Below are 19,782 nucleotides of genomic sequence, written 5' to 3' on the forward strand. Positions count from 1 at the left end.
TCAGTGTCCCAAGGGGTACTGCTTCTCCTTGTTGATCTCATTTAAAAAACTTGTGATTTCCTCATCATAGCGCTGAGGATCTGAAGCCATTGATGTCCCATGAACTGCACCATCCGCAATATAAATGAATTTTTTATCCATCTTGAAAGCGTACATCGCTTTGGACATCATTGGGGGAATATAGGTATCATCGGATCCGTGTATAAACAGCAGCGGCTGTTTTATGGTTGGCAGCTCTTTCAAAGGTGAAACATCCTCGATGGAGAATCCTGCCCTCATCTTGATGAGTACATTGACAAATCCAATCATCTTCTTGCTTTTGATTTTACTGTCCTGCTGCAGTTTCAGCAAAAGAAGTTCAGCAAGATCTGAGAAAGCACAATCAATGATGCCAAAGGAAATCCTTTGATCCATGGCCATATTGAGCATTGCAATGGTCCCACCCATGGATTCTCCGTGAAGTCCAATCTGAATATCCTGTCCAAACTCTCTGTAAAGATAGTCTGTAACGGTACTTAAATCCCATTTTTCAAAGTATCCGTATGAAGTATTTTCTCCACCGGTTTCTCCATGATTTCGAAGATCAAAGACGACCACATTGAATCCCTTCTTGTAGAAAAACGGCAAATATTTAAGGCTTCCATAAACATTCATGGTAATCCCATGGACAAGAACGGCAAACTCCTTGGATGGTTCCGTACCTTCCTCATGAGTCTGGAGATACACACGTCCATGAATCATATAGCCATAGGGAGACTTCAGCTGAAATGTCTCATAGGGAAGGCTGTTGATGTAGTCCTCCGGATAGTATCCCTGTTTTTTCACTTTTTCCAGTGCGCTGTCATAGGATTTTGTTTTCGGATATAGAATCTGATTTGTATACCTGAAAGCCAGGTATAGGAGATAGGAGAGAAAGAGAACAAGCGCTCCCAGGAGAGTATATAGTACAATATCCACAGGTAAAACCTCCAATGCATCTTGATAAGATCATTATAATGCAAAAAGTCAGAAAATGATAATGATAAATGTCGAAAAGCAATGCTCCGAACAGAAGACATCGGCGCTTTTACCTGGAAAATCGGATATATTATGATATCCGTGACCGTGGTGTAAAAAGTGTATTAACAATTAATAGGATTACTGAATATTTAGAGTATTGTAGGTATAATTATCTCAAGACTTGAAAATCAAGAGATTGGAGGAACTGGTATGAAATTCGAAATGGATAAAGTGGTAAAAAAGAGTGAGGAACTGATGAAAAAAGGAGAAGACATTGCAAAGGATGTACTTCCAAAGGTAAAAGAAGCTACATCAGAGTGGAAAGAATCTCTAAGCAGTATGATGGATAAAGGTGTTCAGAGCGCCCAAACTATTTTTGACAAGAAGGAGGATCTCAAAGCTGAAACCGTTGATTTGATTTCCGACAAAAAGAAAGAGGTGAACTCCATGATCAGTTCAAAAACAGACAAGAAAAACACAGGTAAAATCGTGGCTGGAGTAGCTGTTGCAGCAGCGGCGGCAGCGGCTTATGCACTATACAAAAAGAATAAGATCCGCAACGAGAATCTGAAAGAAGAGTATTCAGAAAAACTCACAAGATGGGCTGAACTGGATCTTTCGCAGCTGGATACAGAAACAGATGATGTGAGTACACCAGTAAAGCTTCTTCCGGACAAAATCTATAAAATGGGGACCAATGCAACTGTAGGAAATCTTGTGGTCAATGTCTCCGCACCATCTGCAGGTGAAACCTTCCATCCGGATGAACCAGGAGAACCCCTGGCTGATCTGGGACTTAAAAAGGCATTCTTTGATAAAACCGCTGCAGTGAAAGATAAAATCAAAGCAAAGATTGAAGAGGGAAGACTGCAGACAAAGCTTGGCAGCATGGAAGCCAAGGATAAATATGTGGAGATTAAAGATCTGGCTGAAGATAAAATTGATGCCATGAAATCCAAAGTGGATTATACCATAACACCGAATGTGAAAGAAAAAGCGGAGGAACTGAAATTAGAGGCAGAAATCAAAGCTGAAGAGCTGAAGGAAGAGTTCTCCGAAAAGAAAGAAGAGGCCAAAAAGAAATTCGAACATCTAAAAACTCAGATGGCCAAAGGTGCAGCCGAACTGGAAGAAAAAGCAGAAGAAACTTTGGAGCAGACCGACGGCTTTATGAAAAATGACCTAGCAGCAGGCGAAGAAGATGACTTCATTCCTACAGAAGATGAATTTGTAGACGCTCCTTTTGGTGTCCAGGAAGTGTTGGAGGATCCGAAAGAAGAAGGGGAGGGCTTGAAAGAGAAAGCCAAACACCTGGCAGAAGCTGCAAAAGAAAAGCTGAGAGCTGAAAAGCCTCCAGTGGATTTGAAAGATCTGGTGGAGTATAAAGTAACCATCCATAATAAAGGGGACGAAGACTATACCTTCAATCCTATGCAGCTTCAGCTCTATGATCTGATGAAGAGATCCGTCTATCTTGTGCCAAAACATGCAGAAGGAACCACCATCGGAAGAGTCGTGGTAAAGCCAGGAGAAACCTATACCGGAAAACTTTTTGTGAAGAAAAACATGGGCAAAAAGCAGGGCATTCTCTTCTTTGAGGACCTTAGCCTTTCTCATTCTGTGCTCTTCCTTGGTGAGGGTGAAGAAGCTGTGGAAGTGGATACAGATCTGGTTCTGGATGAGGATTACCTCTATGCAGATGAAGAAGTGCTGGAAGAGCATGTGGAGTACAAGAGGCTCTAGACTTCCCATCTAAACTACACTGAAAAGGAAAGGAGATGGTACTTAATCCATCTCCTTTTAAACGCTCATATTATTTTTTTATTTTATGATAGGCCGCTACCACTGGTACTACGATCATAGCCGATACAATCGCCTCCGGAATCCCATTTGTTCCTGCAATACCCAGCAGGGCTGCTGTTGCAGCTGATTCAGAAATACCAAGGGCTGATGCATACCTGGACAGATAAATCAGATAAGCCAGACCTAAAACACCAACCGTATTGGTCAAAGTCCCCAGCAGAGCTGATATGGCAACACCACTTTTTTTGTTCTTCAGCATTCTGTATACATAACCGGATACAACGCCAATCATAATTCTGACACCCACTGAAATAATTGGGTTCCAAAAAATGAAATTTGTTGGGGTCGGGGTCATAAATGCACGTATCATACTGGATACACCGAAGATCCCTCCAACAAATGCTCCAACCAGAGGGCCTTCAATGATGGCACCTATGATTACCGGGATATGCATGATCGTTGGATTGATGGGGGGAATTGGGATAAATCCCAAAGGGGTCACTGACAGGAAAATCGATATTCCTGAAAGCAAACCGATGATGGCAAGCTGTCTCGCCTGAAATCGTGTGGCTGATCTTTGTTTTTGCATGTTGTTTCCTCCGTTCTTATTCCTATGATGGGATATAATTCGGAACCGTTGTGGTTTTTGAATTAAGTTCAGTTCTCAAAATGAAATACTGACTAAGAGTATTTTAACATGTTCTCCCTAAAAGTAAACAGAGAACTTCAGCTAACCAGCTTATGAGAATAATTGTTAAAATAATGTTCAACCAAATTGAGTCAGAATGTACTAATATAGAAGAAAGGGTATCGAAAGATTTCACAAAAACATAGGTGGCTAACCCTCTGCGAAATGAAGCCCGAAAATAATGACTATACGAAAGGTGGTGCAAAGAGTATTCTTCCTCTCTATAAGAAGGAAGATGTCTCTCTATTCTATGAACATCGTAATTATAGGCGGGGTGGCCACAGGGCTTACCGCAGCTTACAGTATCAGAAAAAACCTGCCTTCCTCTAAGATCACAATCCTGGAGAGGGGCGAAGATATTTCCTACGGCGCTTGTGGATTTCCGTACTATATTGAAGGACTCATTGAAAAAGAAGAAAAGCTCATTGCCAAAAATGCAGCTGAAGTGCTTCATGATGGGTTCGATTTGAAACTCCGACATGAAGCCATAGATGTGGATTTTGAGCGGAAAGAGGTTACTGTAAGGAATCTTTCTCTACAAGAGAACCTGACACTTTCCTATGACAAGCTCGTGATTGCGACGGGAGCAAGCGCCAAACGGCTGCCATTTTTCCGTGGGATGAAAGGTGTCTTCCCATTGAACACCTTAGAAGATGCCAACCATATCAAAAAGTACATCGAGGAAGCTAAACCAGAAAAAGCAGTGATCATCGGCGGGGGGAATAAAGGTATTGAGCTTTTGGAGACACTGACCTTACTTGCTGTAGATACCCAGGTAGTAGAATTTCTGCCAAGAATTCTGAACCGGTATGATGAGGAGTTCTCGGATCTACTTTTGAAAGAGCTGAGGGGAGAGGGACATAAGATTCATACGCGTGAAGAAGTTACAGGGGCAGAAGCAAGTGAGAAAGGATTTATGAAAACCGTCGTCACGGATCAGAGAACCTATGAGGCAGAACTAGTCATTGAAAGCATCGGTCTTACTCCTAATACAGATTTTCTTCAGGGGAAAGGTCTTCAAATGGAAAAAGGCGCAATTGTTACAGACCGCTACGGAAGAACCTCCATCGGAGATGTCTACGCAGGCGGAGACTGTGCGCTGATTTACGACCATATGAGTGGACAGAACACGTATCTTCCATTGGGAACCAACGCAAATAAAATGGGCCGTCTCATTGGTCTTTCTATTGCCGGAAAAGAACCCGATTTTAAAGGTGTCCAAGGAAGTGCGATGCTGAAAGTCTTTGAATTTGAAATGGCCATGACCGGACTTACCGATCAGCGGGCTGCAGAACTCGGGCTTCCCTTTGACAGTGTAATGGTCAGAACAAGAAATAAATCTGGATATTACCCAGGAGGCACGGAATTCTTCGTAAAGATCACTTTTGATCGCAATACAGGTAAAATACTGGGGGGACAGGTCTTTGGCAGAGAGGGCAGCGCACTGAGGATCCAGGCTCTTGTAGCCTCTGTATATGCAGGTCTGACCGTACACGATCTGGAATATATGGACTTTGGATATATCCCTCCGCTGAACAGCGTTTGGGACTCATTGAATATCGCAGGCAGAAAAGCTTCGGAAAAGATAGAAAACAGTAGAAGAGGAGCAACACGTTAAATGAAATCAGATGGATTCAAGGAATGGACAAAACCAGAAGTGGAGACACTTCTGGCGGAAATGAAACATATTTATGATCAGGGTGTTTTGAAAAATCTGACCTATCGGAAAAGACTCCTGCAAAGACTGAAACATGTCATCAGAAAATACGAAAAAGAGATTGAGACAGCTCTTTATAGCGACCTGGGAAAATCCTCCACAGAAGCTTTTCTCACTGAAATTGGAATACTATATTCCAGTATCGATCATATGATAAAAAATCTGGAGTCCTATGCGACACCCAGAAAGGCAAAAAAACATGTGGCCACCATTTTTTCAGACGGATATATCTATCGGGAGCCCTATGGAGTTGTGCTGATCATCTCTGCCTTTAATTATCCATTTCAGCTGCTGATGGAACCTCTCATTGGAGCCATCGCCGCTGGAAATGTAGCTGTGGTAAAACCATCTGAACAGGCTGTTTACACAGAAGAACTACTGGAAAGAATCATCCGGGAAGCATTCCCTAGTGGGATCGTCCGACTCGTAAAAGGCTCCAAGGAAACAGTAACGAACCTTACCACATCAGATTTTGACTATATTTTCTTTACAGGCAGCACTTCAACAGGAAAAGCCATCATGGAAAATGCGGCCAAGAATCTGACCCCGGTGACTTTAGAGCTGGGGGGCAAGAGTCCCGCTCTTGTCATGAAACGCGCTGACGTCAAAAACGCAGCCAAGAAAATTGTATTCGGAAAATTCATCAATGCAGGCCAGACCTGTATCGCGCCGGACTATGTTCTGGTGCACAAAGAGGTGCTGAAACCTTTCCTCTTGGAAATCAGGAAGACCCTTTTGAAGTTTTATGGGGAGGATCCCCAAAAGTCACAGGACTATTCCCGGATCATCAATAAGCATGCTTTAAAGCGCCTTCAGGAGATTCTGACAAAAGATCAGGACTATATCATTCTGGGAGGAAAAATCGATCCACTGGAAAACTATATGGAACCCACAGTCCTTCTTCATGACAGTCTGGCCATGGAGGCCATGAAAGAAGAAATCTTTGGGCCAATACTGCCCATCATCGTCTACGAGGATATCAATGAGGCATTAAAGAATATAAAACCTCTGGGTAAGCCACTGGCTTTCTATCTTTTCACAGAGGATAAGCCACTGGCTGAAAAGATCCTGGAACGCATGTCCTTTGGTGGAGGATGCATCAATGATGTTTTATTCCACATCGCCACTCCTCATCTTCCCTTTGGTGGTGTTGGTCCCTCCGGTATGGGGAACTATCACGGAAAATACTCTTTCTATACGTTCACACATAAAAAGGCTGTGCTGAAATCCAGCAGCCGCCTCAGTATGAGTATCAATGAGCCCCCCATGACCGGCTACAAAGAAAAAATCATCAGAATACTCCTGAAATAGTCTGAAAAGCTGTGTGGCTCCACACAGCTTTTGCTATAATGGAGAATGAATAACTTTTCGAAGGAGGTGCGATTTCCATTACACCACAAGAAGCACTGAATAAATACTTTGCATTGCCCTCATATAAAAAAGAACAGCTGATACTGATTCAAAAGATTTTATCCGGCAAGGATGTGCTGGGGGTGCTTCCCACGGGATACGGGAAATCTCTCTGCTATCAGATTCCGGCTCTTCTATTCAAACGGCCCACTGTAGTGGTTTCTCCTTTAATCTCTCTTATGAAGGATCAGGTGGATGCTCTGGAGGATCGGGGCATTGCTGCAACCTATATCAACTCCTCCTTATCCTTGGAAGAGTCCAATGAAAGAAAACGGAACATCCGAAAAGGAAAGTACAAACTGATTTATGTCTCTCCAGAGTCTTTAAAGTTAAAAAGATTTACCGATCTCTTACGGGATATCCAACCAGCTCAGGTGGCGGTGGATGAAGCCCACTGTATCAGTGTCTGGGGACATGATTTCAGACCTTCCTACCTGGATATTCATGAGTTTATTGATACATTGCACCCCCGACCTGTACTGACGGCATTCACTGCCACAGCCACAGCGATGGTTCAAAATGACATTCTGCACCTGCTGAAGTTACAAGATCCAGTCACAGTGATGGGTGACCTCAATCGGGAGAATCTTTACTTTGAAGTCATCTCCACGGAACATGAACAGCAGGATCTTCTTCGGGAGATTGAGAAAAGACCTCTAGAACAGGGGATCATTTACTGCCAGAGAAGAAAAGAAACAGAAGCTGTAGAATCGTATCTTCGTCTTCAGGGCTATAAAACAGGTCTTTATCATGGAGGTATGGAGGATGAAGACCGCAAATCTGTACAAGAGGCTTTTTCCTATGACAGAATTCAGATTGTTGTAGCAACCAATGCCTTTGGCATGGGTATTGATAAATCCAATGTCCGTTATGTCATTCATCTTGGTATCCCCAAAAATATTGAATCTTATTACCAGGAAGCCGGCCGTGCGGGAAGAGACCAAGGGTTCAGCGAGTGCATTCTTCTGTACCGCCCAAAGGATTATTACCGTCAGTCGCAGCTGATTGCCTTCTCCGCAAAATCAGAAGAACGGAAGACCATTGAACTAGAAAAACTTAAATGGATGAATGAGTACGGAAAAACCACCCAATGTCTTCGAAGTTTTATTCTGAATTACTTTAAAGGAATTGGGACAGCTTCGATAACAACTTACTGCGGCAACTGCTCCTCCTGTGTAAAGCTGGGTAAAATTGATCTTTCAGATTTCAACAGGAAAATCATGCTGGCAATCCATAATTTAGACTATGATATGAATCCGGATTCCATCCGGCAGTTTCTTCTTGGCGAATCAAACCCACTGATGAAAGATGATGTATCACAGCTGTCTCATTATGGTATATTGAGACACTTCAGATCCGACGATTATTCTATATACTGGAATCTGTTCCTAAAAGAAGGCTATCTGTTGAAGGGATCGCTCACAGATAGGGGACAGGAGCTCATGAAAGAACTGGAGCTTTATCCTCTAGAATCAGCCAGACAGGATCGTATAGGGTACCAGGAAGATCTGTTTAAAAGGCTGAAAGATCTGAGAAAAGAGCTGTCCAGAAACATCGGCATTGCACCTTATATTATTTTTCATGATGAGAATCTGAAAGATATCGTACGGAAAATGCCAATGAATCTTGAGGAATTCTCCGAAGTTCGAGGTGTCGGGAGAGTAAAAACAGCGAAATATGGACACTTCTTTTTGGGAGAAATCCATACGTTCGTCAGAGAGCATGCGCTGACCACGGAGCTTCTGAAATCTCCAGAGGAATCTGAAGGAGAACAGCTTTTTAAAGAATACGATACGTTCTATCTCTATGAGAAGGGTACTTCCATTGAGGAGATTGCAAATCTTTTATCCGTCGTACCCGGAACCGTAGTAGACAGGCTTCTCAAAGAACATAAGGCAGGGAAAGAAGTAAGGCTGGAGGACCTCTTTAAAAAGGAGCTGGAGGAAGAGATCCTTTCCACCATCAACGACTTGAAGACCGATAAACTTCGTCCAATCCGTGATGCACTGCTTCAAAAAGGTCATCTGGTAGAATACACAGATTTGAAAGTTGTTTTCTACAAACACTTTGGAATTTATAAAAAATAAGAAGGAGTGTGCAGTTTTGCTGCACACTCCTTCTAAAAGGATAAGAAAGAAGAGATTCCGTTCAGGTCCATCTGGTAGCCTTTGCCCCATATGGTTTTAATAAGACACCTGTATTTACCGAGTTTTCTTCGGAGTGATTTGATATGGGTATCAATGGTTCTGGAATCTCCCAGAAAATTATACCCCCACACAGCTTTTATCAGCTCATCCCTGGTCAGCGTCGTCATCTCATGAAGCCTTAAAAATAGAAATAAATCAAACTCCAATGGCGTCAGAGGCAGAACCTCATGCTGAACACTGATGGTTCTTTCCCTATAATTCAAGACCAAGTCCTCACAGATACAGCCGTTATCCATTTCTTCCGCGAAATTCAGTATTCTGTCCACGAGATTTCTGTCCATGGATTTCACTTTCATCGGAAAGTACTTCTTCAGCAGCAAATCCTTATGATGAAAATCCATAGGTGTCAATTTACTAAGTAATAAAAAAAACTTTATGCTATGCTGCTTTTCAATCAGCAAATCAATTTCCTTCTGATACCTCTTGTATACTGAAGAGGGGAGTATCATCAAATCTATTGGTTTGTTCCATACTTCTATGAAGTCTTCGTGCGACTCTGGAAGAATCACATGAAGCTGCTGATTCGCGGATGCCACCTCATGTAACATAGCTCTGTCTTCCATTCCTGCAATGAGTATAGTATGCATCTGTTTCACCTCACAGGGAATCTTACCATGAAGTTTTGAAGTAGATTTAAAGAAATTAAACTAAAAGAGCGAATTAAGATTTTTTTAAAGACTCGCGACCTCGCCAGTTCAAAAGCTTTTCTTCATGTTATATTCAAATTGTGGTATACTATAAAGGAAATATGCGAACAACAAGAAGGAGGTTGAGCAACAATGAAAGTATGCAAAGCGCTTGTGATTTCAGTTCTTTCCATGGCAGCAGGAGCATTGATCTACAAGACCGTAACCGACCATAAAAATGAGATTGACTCATTTGTCAATGAGTATGGGGAGTTCATCGAAGACGATTTGTTGGAACCTGAACTGCTGGTAGAAGAATAAAAATGTAAAACGACGGATTTTAGATCCGTCGTTTTTTATTTTGATTTTCTGAATAATTCTATAGAAACATTAAATATATTAAACTTAATTCAGAATATGTAAGGAGTAGACTACAGATGGCTTGTAATATAATCCTGTATTCTGTCATTATAAGCATTCAGAAGTTTTAGGACCATAGGGTGTGAGGTAGAGGAGAGTTCCTTTTCATCTATTTTTGAAATAGGCAGTATTTTGGGGGATGTTCCACTGATAAAAGCTGCCTCGATCCGATAAAGATCTGACAGTTTTACAGGTTTCTCTTTTACAGGGAAAGAGAGTTCCTCTGCAATCTGAAGAATTCTTTTCCTAGTGACTCCACCCAAAACATCCTTGAGAGGCGGGGTATAAAGTGTCTCATCCAGGACAAAGAACACATTGGATTTGGATCCTTCCGTGATTTCTCCATCTCTATTCACAAGGAGTGCTTCATAAATCTGGTGCTCCTCGATGAAGGAAGTGACTTTTTCTTTATATGACAGTCTCACAACCTTGGCATTGGGATTGCTTCTTTCAAGAAAAATCGTCTTTGTTCGGATGCCTTCCGCATAAAGGAATGCATCCGGATAGCTGTGGGGAATGAAATACAGATAAAGGGCAGGTATTTTTTCACCATTCACCACCAGCTTGATGTTGCCTTTTATAAACCCATTCTTCTGACAAAGCTTTTCTATGAGGTCTTTGAGTTCTTCCGCTCTGAAGGTATAGGGCATTTTTAAAAGCTTCAAAGATGCTTCCATTCTTTCCATATGTTCTTCCAGAAACAAAGGAATCCCTCGTATGATCCGAATTACCTCATATACATTATCTTTTTCAAGTACAAAGTGAAATTCATCAGCTTCTATAAATTCATGATTTTTCAATGCAAAAGCGCCACGTATTTTCTCCATATCTTACCTCCAATAAAGCACAGGATATTTGGGGTTTTTCTTTTTATAGTTGATGAGATAGGGTTTCCCTACAAGCTTCAAAAGGGGATCATCACTCATGGAATCAGAGAACATATAAGATTCTTTCCATTCAATCTGATGCTCAGGGATCATTTCATAAAGTCTTCTCACTTTTTCTATCCCTTTATTATTTTCTCCTATCATTTTCCCAGTGAAATATCCATTTTTCACTTCAAATCTTGTGCCCATCACATAGTCTGCATCAAATATATCCTTCAAATTCAAAATATAGAACTCAGGTGATGCAGAGGTCAATATGATGGTATAGCCCTTTTCTTTCAGCTCCTGAACTTTACGCAGTCCATCCTCATAGAGGAAGCTCCTTAGTGAGTCCTTAAGATAACCCTCCACCTGTGTTTCCAGTTCTTCCTTAGAGGTATTCTTTAAGAAAGTCAGAAACATTTCTTTCGTTGCTTTTTCTTTCTGAATCCCCGCCTTGAACAGTACACCACTGAGAAGAGCCTTTGGAAGGTGCAGAAGAAGAGCAGGTTTTTTCTTCGTCAGATAGGCATAAAAAGCGATAAGTGTCTCTTTGCCCGTCAGTGTAAAATCCACATCAAAAAGTGCCAGTTTCATAGAATTCCTCCTAACAGTAAAACCTTGAGAATCGCTTCCCAAGGTTTTCTTCAGTTTGTTCAGTTATCTTACTGAAGCGGCTCTTCATCCTCTTCAGCTTCCACCATTTCTGCGTAAGCTTCTGATACCTTGTTGAACTCTTCTTCATCTAGGAATACCAGTTCGCCTTCTTCACCTTCAACGCGAAGAGGAGTTACAGTTTCATCCTGATTCATAACAAGCACATAGACATTGCCATCCAGTTCGAACTCATCCACGATTGGATGGTCTTCTGTGGTGCCGTCTTCATTTTCAAAGGTAACTACTGGGGTGTGATGGTGTTCGTGGTCATGGTCATGACCTCCACAGCAAGATCCTTGATCATGATTGTGATCATGGCCTCCACAGCACTCCTTGTCTTCTTGGTCATGTCCGCCGCAGCAGCTTCCGTGTTCATTGTGTATATGTGTCATAAATTTCCTCCAAAAAATTAATAATCAGCTTATTCTATCATAAAAACTTAAAAATACCTATAGGGAACTACCGGTTGATGACAGAAGAAATAGGTGGAATAACCTGCTTCTTCCTGGACAGGATCCCTGGGATATATACAGAGTTTTCTTTCATGGTAACCCCAAATGCTTTGTTTATGATATCCTTTTGTTTTCCAACAACAATCAGTTCAGAACCTTCCTTATAGATATCTGTGACAATCAGCACTTGAAGACTGAATCCGAAATCACTGGTCATTTCTTCCATGGCTTCAATGATGTCACCTTTGAGATCATTCAGTGACTCCGCATCCATGGTATATACCTGAGAGACGCCAATCCGGCTGCTGTCATAGGTGAAGATTTTAAAGTCCTGCTTCAGAATCTCTTCAGGGGTCTTTCCAGCCAAGGAAGTACCATATTTAAACATCTCCAGTGCAAATTCCTCTACATCAATGTCTGCAATCTGAGCCAATCTTTCCAAGGTCAGCCTATCCACATTGGTGGAAGTAGGGGACTTGAAAAGCAGCGTGTCAGAGATGATTGCTCCAGCTAGAAGGCCTGCTGTCTTCTTAGAAGGTCTGATGCCATTTTCAAAAAAGATATTGGCTACGATGGTTGAGGTGCTTCCCACAGGCTCATTCCTGAAAAAAATAGGAGAGGTGGTCGCAACATCTGCAACGCGGTGATGATCGATGATTTCAAGGATTTCTGCTTCATTGAGACCTTCAACGGACTGACCTTTTTCATTGTGGTCCACCAAAATCACTTTCTTCTTCTTGCCAGAAATAAGATGATATCTGCTGATGGTTCCAATGACCTTACTTTCTTCATTCACCACAGGATAACTTCTGAATCTGGTCTCTGCCATGGTGTTTCTGATATCTCCGATATAATCATCAGAAGAGAAATAAATGATATCCTCTCGGCTCATCACATAGCTTACGGGAACTGCCTGGGTGATGAGTCTTGAAGTAGTGTATGTGTCATAAGGTGTGGATAAAATGGTTACTCTATTCTCATTGGCTTGTTCGATAAGAGATTCTTCCACTTCACCGGAACCTGTGACAATGATCAGTGACACTCTTTTTTGTATGGCGACTTCCAAAGATTCTCTGCGGTTTCCTGTAATGACGATGTCGCCTTCTTCCAGAGTTCTCTGCACATCTTCAGGGGAAGCCGATAAAGCGAATATTTTACCATAATAATGCTTTCTGTCTTTATCCAGATGAATGATCTGTCCGGTGAGGGTATCCAGAAGATTGTTTACGGTGACCTTGGATTTTCCAAGAATCATATTATCCCAAACATCCATATAGCTTTCGGTGACATTGGAGACAGAAACTACGCCATTTAGCGTCTCATTCTCATCTACCACTGGAAGACTTTTGATATTGTTCATCCGCATAATATTCCATGCCATCTTCAACGTAATGTCCGATGAAATGGGCGCAATTTTATCAATATTCAGGTCACTGACCTGAAGTCTTACATTTTCAATGAATTGAGGTGGTTCTACGCCAAAATAGGCTAGAATAAAATAGGTCTCTCTGTTGATGTCTCCAAGTCGTACAGGAACATACTGGAAATTGCCAGTTTTATTTTTAAATTCCGCATACGCAAGTGCCGCACAGATGGAATCAGAATCTGGATTTCTGTGACCTGTGATATAAACGATATCTTTCATGGTAACCTCCTGATGGATTGTATTTGAAGTAAAAAAGATGCTCTACAGCACAGAGTAGAAAAGAAGTCTGCAACAGCGATTGTAGCAGACTTTAAAACCTTATTTTCTTTTATACTGTACCTGTTTCTTGGGCATTGGCGCATCAATCTTGAAAAGATCCTTTCTGGTTGTCACGTTACGGATGTTTTTAATTTCCAGAACCTCACTGTTCTCAGATCCTTTTTTACCCTTCAGGGCTTGAATCAGAATCACATGGCCTTGTGACACGTTGATAAAGTCCGGCTTCTTGAACCATCTTTTTGCTTTGTAAACACTTCTCACAACATTCTTAGAACCGTCTGGCTTGATGATGATGGTTGCAGTCAAGACATTAAACAGCCAAAGGTATTTTTTCTCTTCCACTTTCACAGACAGAACACTTCCATAGGCCTGTGTAATTCTGTCTCCATATTTCTTCATATAATTGTCCGCATAGTACTTTTGTAATTTATCTCTAAACCCCATTGTTAAACTCCTTTATCCTATGATTGCTACACTATATTATAACATAAACCCTAAAAAAGTATACGGGAAATTCCTTGTGTTTTCAAGGAATTGTCCAAATGTTCCTGAGTTTGAGAAGTTATCTGTGTTTGCGAACTATATACACTTAATGATCTGTCTTCAAACCTTCAGTTCTTTGTCCGGTTCATAGATCTCCCATTTATTTTTGTACAAGGAGACTAGGAGGAAGAAGGGGTTCTGTGATAAAATAAGTGTGATTAGAACTAGGAGGTAATTTACTATGGATAAACTGACATTGGCAAAGCATATTGACCATACATTATTGAAACCGGAAGGTACTGAAGCAGAGCTCATCAAGCTTTGTGAGGAAGCCAAAGAATACAAGTTTTTCAGTGTGTGTGTCAATCCATGCAACATTGAAAAAGCGAAGGAACTGTTGAAAGACTCTGACACAAAAATTTGCACAGTGGTTGGATTCCCCCTGGGTCAGATGACTACGGAAGCCAAAAGCTTTGAGACAAAAGAAGCAGTGTTTTTAGGTGCCGAAGAAGTGGATATGGTCATCAATATTGGAAAATTGAAGGATAAGGATTATGACTATGTTCTCGAAGACATCCGTGCAGTGGTCCTTGCTGCTGGTGGAGTACTGACCAAAGTAATCATCGAAAGCTGTCTGCTTACCGATGAGGAAAAAGTGAAAGCATGCGAACTTGCCAAGGCAGCCGGTGCGGATTACGTAAAAACCTCTACAGGATTCTCAAAATCAGGTGCCACTAAGGAAGATATCGCGCTGATGAGAAAGACTGTAGGTCCAGAAATGGGCGTGAAAGCATCAGGAGGCATCAGAACCCTGGAAGATGCACTGGCCATGATCGAAAATGGAGCTTCCAGATTGGGCCTTTCAGCAAGTGTTTCTATTGTAAATTCTCTATAAGCATACTTTTCACTTCTGAAGTCTTGGAGAAGGAGAATGCATATGTATCGTGACATAATAGATGGAGACCAATTAAAAAAACTTCTGCCAGATCTTCCAGAAGACTTATCAAATGGGAAATTGGAAATTTTTATAAGGTCCTATTCTGATGACAGCAAGAAATTAGAAGAGGTTCTGCAAAAAATCAAAAAGCAGGTAAATCGTTCTGCGTTTCTGGGTAAAGAAAAAGAAGTTTTCTTTTTTGAAGCAGATGATGTTCCGGAGGATCTCCGAAAACCGCTGACATCAAAACTCAAAGAGCTTGGATACAGCGCAGATATCAAAGAGGGAGCTCGTGGCACAGTCATTCTGACCATCCGCTGGAAGAACACATAAAAAACCAGAGTTTTGGCTTCATCATCAGCCTGAACTCTGGTTTTTTCATCTTATGATCTAGTTCGTTTATCTGGAAGTTTTCTAAAAATAAGATTCCCCACAAGGTTACCGAAAACTACTGCAGCCAACATAAAGACAAACAGCAGATAGGCTAGTGGCATAAAGCCTTCCAAGTTTCCAAAATACGTCTGATATAAAAGATAGGGAATCAGAAGAAGACTGAGGAGCGTTGGAAGAAACCGAACCCATTTGTTTTTTGTGAAAAGAGAACTGATAAAGCTGTAGATTCCTCCGGCAAGAAACAGGAGAATAAGTAAAAATAAAAGTCTTAGGGTTCCTGTATCCATAATAAAGGCTCCTTTCATGATTGATTTGAATGATTCTAATTATAACAAAATGTAGTTTGATACGCAAAATAATGGTAAACTATTAATACATTATTCAGATATTGTCTAAATCCTCGTTGTCTTTATCCGCTACAATAATAAAAAGGATGGAAGGAGTTTTTGCCGATGATAGACCGAGAAATGCAAAAAATGGAAGGACGCTGGTTCCTCCAGTATTCCGGGTGTCCTTTGTGGAAAAAGGGAAGCATTGATACCATCTCTTTTGACTTTGAACTGATGCACAAAGGCGAGGATCTGGTTCTGAAGGAACAGGTCGAATACCGAAAAAACGCTAAAATGAAAGTAAAAAAAGGGTTTGAGATTCCTGACGAAAAAAACGGAACCTTCCGCTGGCGTGGTGTGGGCATGAACAGACTGTTCAGAAACACTTCCAAAGTCCTCTACAACGCAGAAGGGATTCTCGTTATGTGGTTTGAAAAAACAGTCTCTACACCAGAGTCCATAGACATTCTTACCCGGAAAAAGCATCTGACTGCTCACGAAAGCGGGTATATTTTCCGAATTCTGGAAACCATCGAAGATGCCCGTAAGTTTATCCCTAATCTAGAATCTGTGAATATCTTGTAATTTTGTTGGATTATTCACAATTGCAATTGATTGAAAATTTCGTCAAAGAGCGTAAAAAGCTTGATAAAATGCGGTTTTTCAATTAAAATATAAGTAACATCAAACAGTAATCAACAAGGGGGCCAAATGTATGAAGACTTACATTTATGCAAGAAACATCACATTAACAGATGGATTAAAGGAGGCCGTAGAAAACAAACTGAACAGGCTAGACAAGTACTTCAATCAGCCTGTGGAGGCTAGAGCTACTCTTAGTGTCACTAAGATGGATCAAACCTTTGAAGTTACCATCCCCTTCGGAAATGTACTGCTGAGAGCTGAAGAATCAAGTGATGACATGTACAAATCCATTGATCTGGTTCAGGATAAGCTGGAAAGACAGATCAGAAAATATAAGACAAAAATCGAGAGAAAGGCTGGAGACACTTCCGTCAGATTCAATGAAACTGCCTTTACCAGAGCAGAAGAAAAAGAGGAAGAGGATGCACCAAAGATTGTAAGAACAAAAAAAATATCCATGAAGCCTATGTCTAAAGAAGAAGCTGTGCTTCAAATGGAACTTCTTGGCCACAACTTCTATGTATTTGAAGATGAAGACGGAGAAACCAGTGTGGTCTACAAGAGAAAGGATGGAAATTACGGGCTTCTTGAAAGAGAAGAGGAATAAAACAATATAGAACCTTGGAATGGAGCACGGAAGTGCTCCATTTTTATGTGCCTTTGAATGAAAAATAGTTCATTCCGTGTTAATGTATGTTTAATGTTTGCGTTGTAAACTAAACAGGATGAAAATTAGGCCGATCCTAATATATTGATATATTTTGTGGATAAGTGCTATAATATTATTTGTGCCATTCTATCTTTTCAGTAAATTGAAAAGTTCAGGTCTGGTGAAGCATTAATCGAGTCATTGAAATATGAATGTGGAGTTGAAAAAATGGGATTATTTGATAAGGTTTTTGGAACCTATAGCGAAAGGGAAGTAAAACGGATCCTGCCAATTGTGGATCAGGTGGAAGCCCTGGATGAAGAGTTTCAAAAACTCACCGACGAAGAATTAAGAGGAAAAACAGAGGAATTCAAAAAAAGACTGGCCAGTGGAGAAACACTGGATGACATTCTTCCTGAAGCTTTTGCTACCGTACGTGAGGCTTCTTACAGAGTGCTCAACATGAAACATTTCCGTGTCCAGATCATTGGTGGACTTATTCTGCACCAAGGACGAATCGCAGAGATGAAAACTGGTGAAGGTAAGACTCTGGTGGCAACACTGCCTTCCTATCTCAATGCATTATCCGGAAACGGTGTCCACGTGGTTACCGTCAACGATTATCTAGCCTCCAGAGATAGAGACTGGATGGGACAGGTCTATGAGTTTCTCGGACTCACCTGTGGTGTGATCCTCCATGGCCTGACCAACGAGCAGCGAAAAGAAGCCTATGCTTCGGACATCACCTACGGAACCAACAATGAGTTTGGTTTTGATTACCTGAGAGACAACATGGTGGTCTATAAAGAAAGACGCGTCCAGCGTGAACTGAATTTTGCCATCGTCGACGAAGTGGACTCCATTCTCATCGACGAAGCAAGAACACCTCTGATCATATCTGGGCAGGGGGATAAATCTACAGAATTTTATAAAGTTGCAGATTTCTTTGTGAAGCGTCTCAAAAAAGAAGAACACTTTACCGTAGATGAGAAAGCAAAGTCCGTCGTACTCTCTGAGGAAGGGATTAAGGAAGCTGAGTCTGTTTTCCATCTGGAAAACTACGCAGAGCCTAAAAACATGGAGCTTCAGCATCATGTGACTCAGGCTTTGAAAGCCAATTATCTTTTTAAAGTAGATAAAGACTACATGGTGAAGGACGGAGAAGTTGTTATCGTAGATGAATTCACTGGCCGTCTTATGGAAGGGCGAAGATATTCTGATGGTCTCCATCAGGCCATTGAAGCAAAAGAAGGCGTGAAGGTAGAAAGAGAGTCCAAAACTCTAGCTACCATCACCTACCAGAACTACTTCAGAATGTATAAGAAGCTTTCCGGTATGACCGGTACAGCACAAACAGAGGAGAATGAGTTCAGACATACCTATGGTCTTGACGTAGTAGTCATTCCAACCAATAAGGAAATCCGCAGAATGGATCAGCCTGACCTAATTTATAGAACTGTCCAGGCAAAATATAAAGCCGTCGTTCAGGAAATCAAAGAAGCTTACAGCCGTAGACAACCTGTTCTCGTTGGAACAACCTCCATCGAGAAGTCAGAATATCTCTCTGCGCTTCTTAAGAAGAACGGTGTACCTCATGAAGTGCTGAATGCAAAGTATCATGAGAAGGAAGCTGAAATCGTGGCCCGTGCAGGTGAGCCTGGCTCCATCACCATTGCCACCAACATGGCCGGTAGAGGAACAGACATCAAACTGGGCGAAGGTGTGGTGGATCTAGGGGGTCTGAAGATCATCGGTACAGAGCGGCACGAGTCCAGACGTATCGACAATCAGCTTAGAGGACGTTCCGGACGTCAGGGAGATCCTGGTGAGTCCAGATTCTACCTGTCCCTGGAAGATGACCTCATGAGAATCTTCGGATCAGAAAAACTCTTCGGTATGATTGACAATATCGGTCTTGGTGAAGATGCTATTGAATCTAAGATGGTGACAAAATCCATCGAAAACGCACAGAAGAAAGTGGAAGGAAATAACTTCGACACTAGAAAAACTCTTCTTGGCTACGACGATGTCATGAATATGCAAAGAGAAGTCATCTACGGTCAGCGTCAGATGGTGCTGGAGGGCAAGGATCTTAAAGAGAATGTCCGTGCAATGCTACAGAATGTGGTTTCCACAGCAGTAGATCTTCACCTATCCAACGGTATGGACAAGGAAGAGGCGCTGAAGAACCTCATCACCTATATGGAAGATGCCTTTGTTCCACACAACAGCATCACTGTGGATCAGCTGCGTGAGATGAAAAACAATGAGATCGAAGAAATGCTCTTTGATATCGGCGTTTCCATCCATGAGTCAAAAGAATCTGAAATCGGCGAGCAGATCCGTGAGATTGAACGTGTGATTCTCCTGAAGGTGGTAGACACCAAGTGGATGGAACATATCAACAATATGGATCATCTGAAACGCGGTATCGGATTAAGAGCATACAAGCAGCAGGATCCGGTTCAGGCATATCAGTTTGAAGGGTCAGAGATGTTTGATGAAATGATCCGGTCCATCAATTTTGACACCATCAAGTACATCTTAAAAATCACTGTTCGTAAGGAAGAGCCCATCGAGCGTGAGCAGGTAGCGAAGGAAACTTCCACCAATCAGGATAATACATTGAAGAAACAGCCTGTTAAAAAGGATACACGAGTAGGAAGAAATTCCCCTTGTCCTTGTGGAAGCGGTAAAAAATACAAGAACTGTCATGGTCTTGGCCAATAAAAGCTGTAAATAGACTTGGGCAACCAAGTCTATTTTAAAGTCAAAAATAAAAGATGCGAAGGAGTG

Annotated in this window: 19 protein-coding genes; 10 read left to right on the forward strand and 9 right to left on the reverse strand. The window is 41.6% G+C overall.

Annotated features, from left to right (window positions below; translation table 11 throughout):
• On the reverse strand, nt 1-957 hold the full coding sequence (locus BM243_RS00810; RefSeq protein WP_074909069.1) for an alpha/beta hydrolase: 957 nt from the start codon (nt 955-957) through the stop codon (nt 1-3).
• A 252-nt stretch (nt 958-1,209) separates the two neighbouring features.
• Between BM243_RS00810 and BM243_RS00815 the strand changes: the two genes are divergently transcribed.
• Entirely contained in the window at nt 1,210-2,742 is a 1,533-nt protein-coding gene (locus tag BM243_RS00815) for a DUF4352 domain-containing protein (RefSeq protein WP_074909072.1), read from the forward strand.
• 70 nt (nt 2,743-2,812) lie between these two features.
• Here BM243_RS00815 and BM243_RS00820 read toward each other — a convergent pair whose 3' ends face one another.
• Nucleotides 2,813-3,391, reverse strand: coding sequence for an ECF transporter S component (locus BM243_RS00820; protein ID WP_074909075.1), 579 nt, complete (start codon nt 3,389-3,391; stop codon nt 2,813-2,815).
• 349 nt (nt 3,392-3,740) lie between these two features.
• Between BM243_RS00820 and BM243_RS00825 the strand changes: the two genes are divergently transcribed.
• From BM243_RS00825 to BM243_RS00835, 3 genes are all read left to right on the forward strand, one after another.
• A complete protein-coding gene (locus BM243_RS00825; RefSeq protein WP_177213429.1) occupies nt 3,741-5,108 on the forward strand; it encodes an FAD-dependent oxidoreductase in 1,368 nt (455 codons plus the stop codon).
• Nucleotides 5,109-6,518, forward strand: a complete 1,410-nt coding sequence (locus BM243_RS00830; protein WP_074909080.1) for an aldehyde dehydrogenase family protein — start codon at nt 5,109-5,111, stop codon at nt 6,516-6,518. It abuts the gene before it with no gap.
• Between the two features lie 95 nt (nt 6,519-6,613).
• Entirely contained in the window at nt 6,614-8,704 is a 2,091-nt protein-coding gene (locus tag BM243_RS00835) for a RecQ family ATP-dependent DNA helicase (protein WP_278335432.1), read from the forward strand.
• A gap of 32 nt (nt 8,705-8,736) precedes the next feature.
• Here BM243_RS00835 and BM243_RS00840 read toward each other — a convergent pair whose 3' ends face one another.
• Nucleotides 8,737-9,411 (reverse strand): winged helix-turn-helix domain-containing protein, encoded by a 675-nt coding sequence (locus tag BM243_RS00840; protein ID WP_074909085.1) that lies wholly within the window; start codon nt 9,409-9,411, stop codon nt 8,737-8,739.
• Nucleotides 9,412-9,603: 192 nt separating this feature from the next.
• On the opposite strand from BM243_RS00840, the gene BM243_RS15160 reads away from it, so the two are divergent.
• Nucleotides 9,604-9,771, forward strand: a complete 168-nt coding sequence (locus tag BM243_RS15160) for a hypothetical protein (RefSeq protein WP_155953252.1) — start codon at nt 9,604-9,606, stop codon at nt 9,769-9,771.
• Nucleotides 9,772-9,881: 110 nt separating this feature from the next.
• On the opposite strand, the gene BM243_RS00845 is transcribed toward BM243_RS15160, so the two are convergent.
• From BM243_RS00845 to BM243_RS00865, 5 genes are all read right to left on the reverse strand, one after another.
• Nucleotides 9,882-10,697 (reverse strand): aminotransferase class IV, encoded by an 816-nt coding sequence (locus BM243_RS00845; RefSeq protein ID WP_074909088.1) that lies wholly within the window; start codon nt 10,695-10,697, stop codon nt 9,882-9,884.
• Nucleotides 10,698-10,700: 3 nt separating this feature from the next.
• Nucleotides 10,701-11,333, reverse strand: a complete 633-nt coding sequence (locus tag BM243_RS00850; RefSeq protein ID WP_074909091.1) for an HAD-IB family hydrolase — start codon at nt 11,331-11,333, stop codon at nt 10,701-10,703.
• 68 nt (nt 11,334-11,401) lie between these two features.
• Entirely contained in the window at nt 11,402-11,785 is a 384-nt protein-coding gene (locus tag BM243_RS00855) for a DUF1292 domain-containing protein (RefSeq protein WP_074909094.1), read from the reverse strand.
• A gap of 67 nt (nt 11,786-11,852) precedes the next feature.
• Nucleotides 11,853-13,490, reverse strand: coding sequence for a putative manganese-dependent inorganic diphosphatase (locus BM243_RS00860; RefSeq protein WP_074909098.1), 1,638 nt, complete (start codon nt 13,488-13,490; stop codon nt 11,853-11,855).
• A 99-nt stretch (nt 13,491-13,589) separates the two neighbouring features.
• Nucleotides 13,590-13,994, reverse strand: coding sequence for a hypothetical protein (locus BM243_RS00865; RefSeq protein WP_074909101.1), 405 nt, complete (start codon nt 13,992-13,994; stop codon nt 13,590-13,592).
• A gap of 280 nt (nt 13,995-14,274) precedes the next feature.
• On the opposite strand from BM243_RS00865, the gene deoC reads away from it, so the two are divergent.
• Nucleotides 14,275-14,928, forward strand: coding sequence for a deoxyribose-phosphate aldolase (gene deoC, locus BM243_RS00870; RefSeq protein WP_074909105.1), 654 nt, complete (start codon nt 14,275-14,277; stop codon nt 14,926-14,928).
• A 42-nt stretch (nt 14,929-14,970) separates the two neighbouring features.
• Nucleotides 14,971-15,303: a hypothetical protein gene (locus tag BM243_RS00875; protein WP_074909108.1), complete on the forward strand. Its 333-nt coding sequence runs from the start codon at nt 14,971-14,973 to the stop codon at nt 15,301-15,303.
• A gap of 50 nt (nt 15,304-15,353) precedes the next feature.
• On the opposite strand, the gene BM243_RS00880 is transcribed toward BM243_RS00875, so the two are convergent.
• The gene (locus tag BM243_RS00880; RefSeq protein WP_074909112.1) at nt 15,354-15,650 is read right to left on the reverse strand and encodes a hypothetical protein; all 297 of its coding nucleotides are present in this window, start codon (nt 15,648-15,650) and stop codon (nt 15,354-15,356) included.
• 165 nt (nt 15,651-15,815) lie between these two features.
• Here BM243_RS00880 and BM243_RS00885 point away from each other — a divergent pair, with 165 nt between their 5' ends.
• The 3 genes from BM243_RS00885 to secA all read left to right on the forward strand — a co-directional run bounded on the left by BM243_RS00885 (nt 15,816) and on the right by secA (nt 19,716).
• Nucleotides 15,816-16,277: a hypothetical protein gene (locus tag BM243_RS00885; protein WP_074909115.1), complete on the forward strand. Its 462-nt coding sequence runs from the start codon at nt 15,816-15,818 to the stop codon at nt 16,275-16,277.
• Nucleotides 16,278-16,407: 130 nt separating this feature from the next.
• Entirely contained in the window at nt 16,408-16,944 is a 537-nt protein-coding gene (hpf, locus tag BM243_RS00890; RefSeq protein ID WP_074909118.1) for a ribosome hibernation-promoting factor, HPF/YfiA family, read from the forward strand.
• 270 nt (nt 16,945-17,214) lie between these two features.
• Nucleotides 17,215-19,716, forward strand: a complete 2,502-nt coding sequence (gene secA / locus BM243_RS00895) for a preprotein translocase subunit SecA (RefSeq protein ID WP_074909120.1) — start codon at nt 17,215-17,217, stop codon at nt 19,714-19,716.
• Nucleotides 19,717-19,782: the final 66 nt, after the last annotated feature.

It is taken from the genome of Proteiniclasticum ruminis, assembly GCF_900115135.1.
Classification (GTDB): domain Bacteria; phylum Bacillota; class Clostridia; order Clostridiales; family Clostridiaceae; genus Proteiniclasticum; species Proteiniclasticum ruminis_A.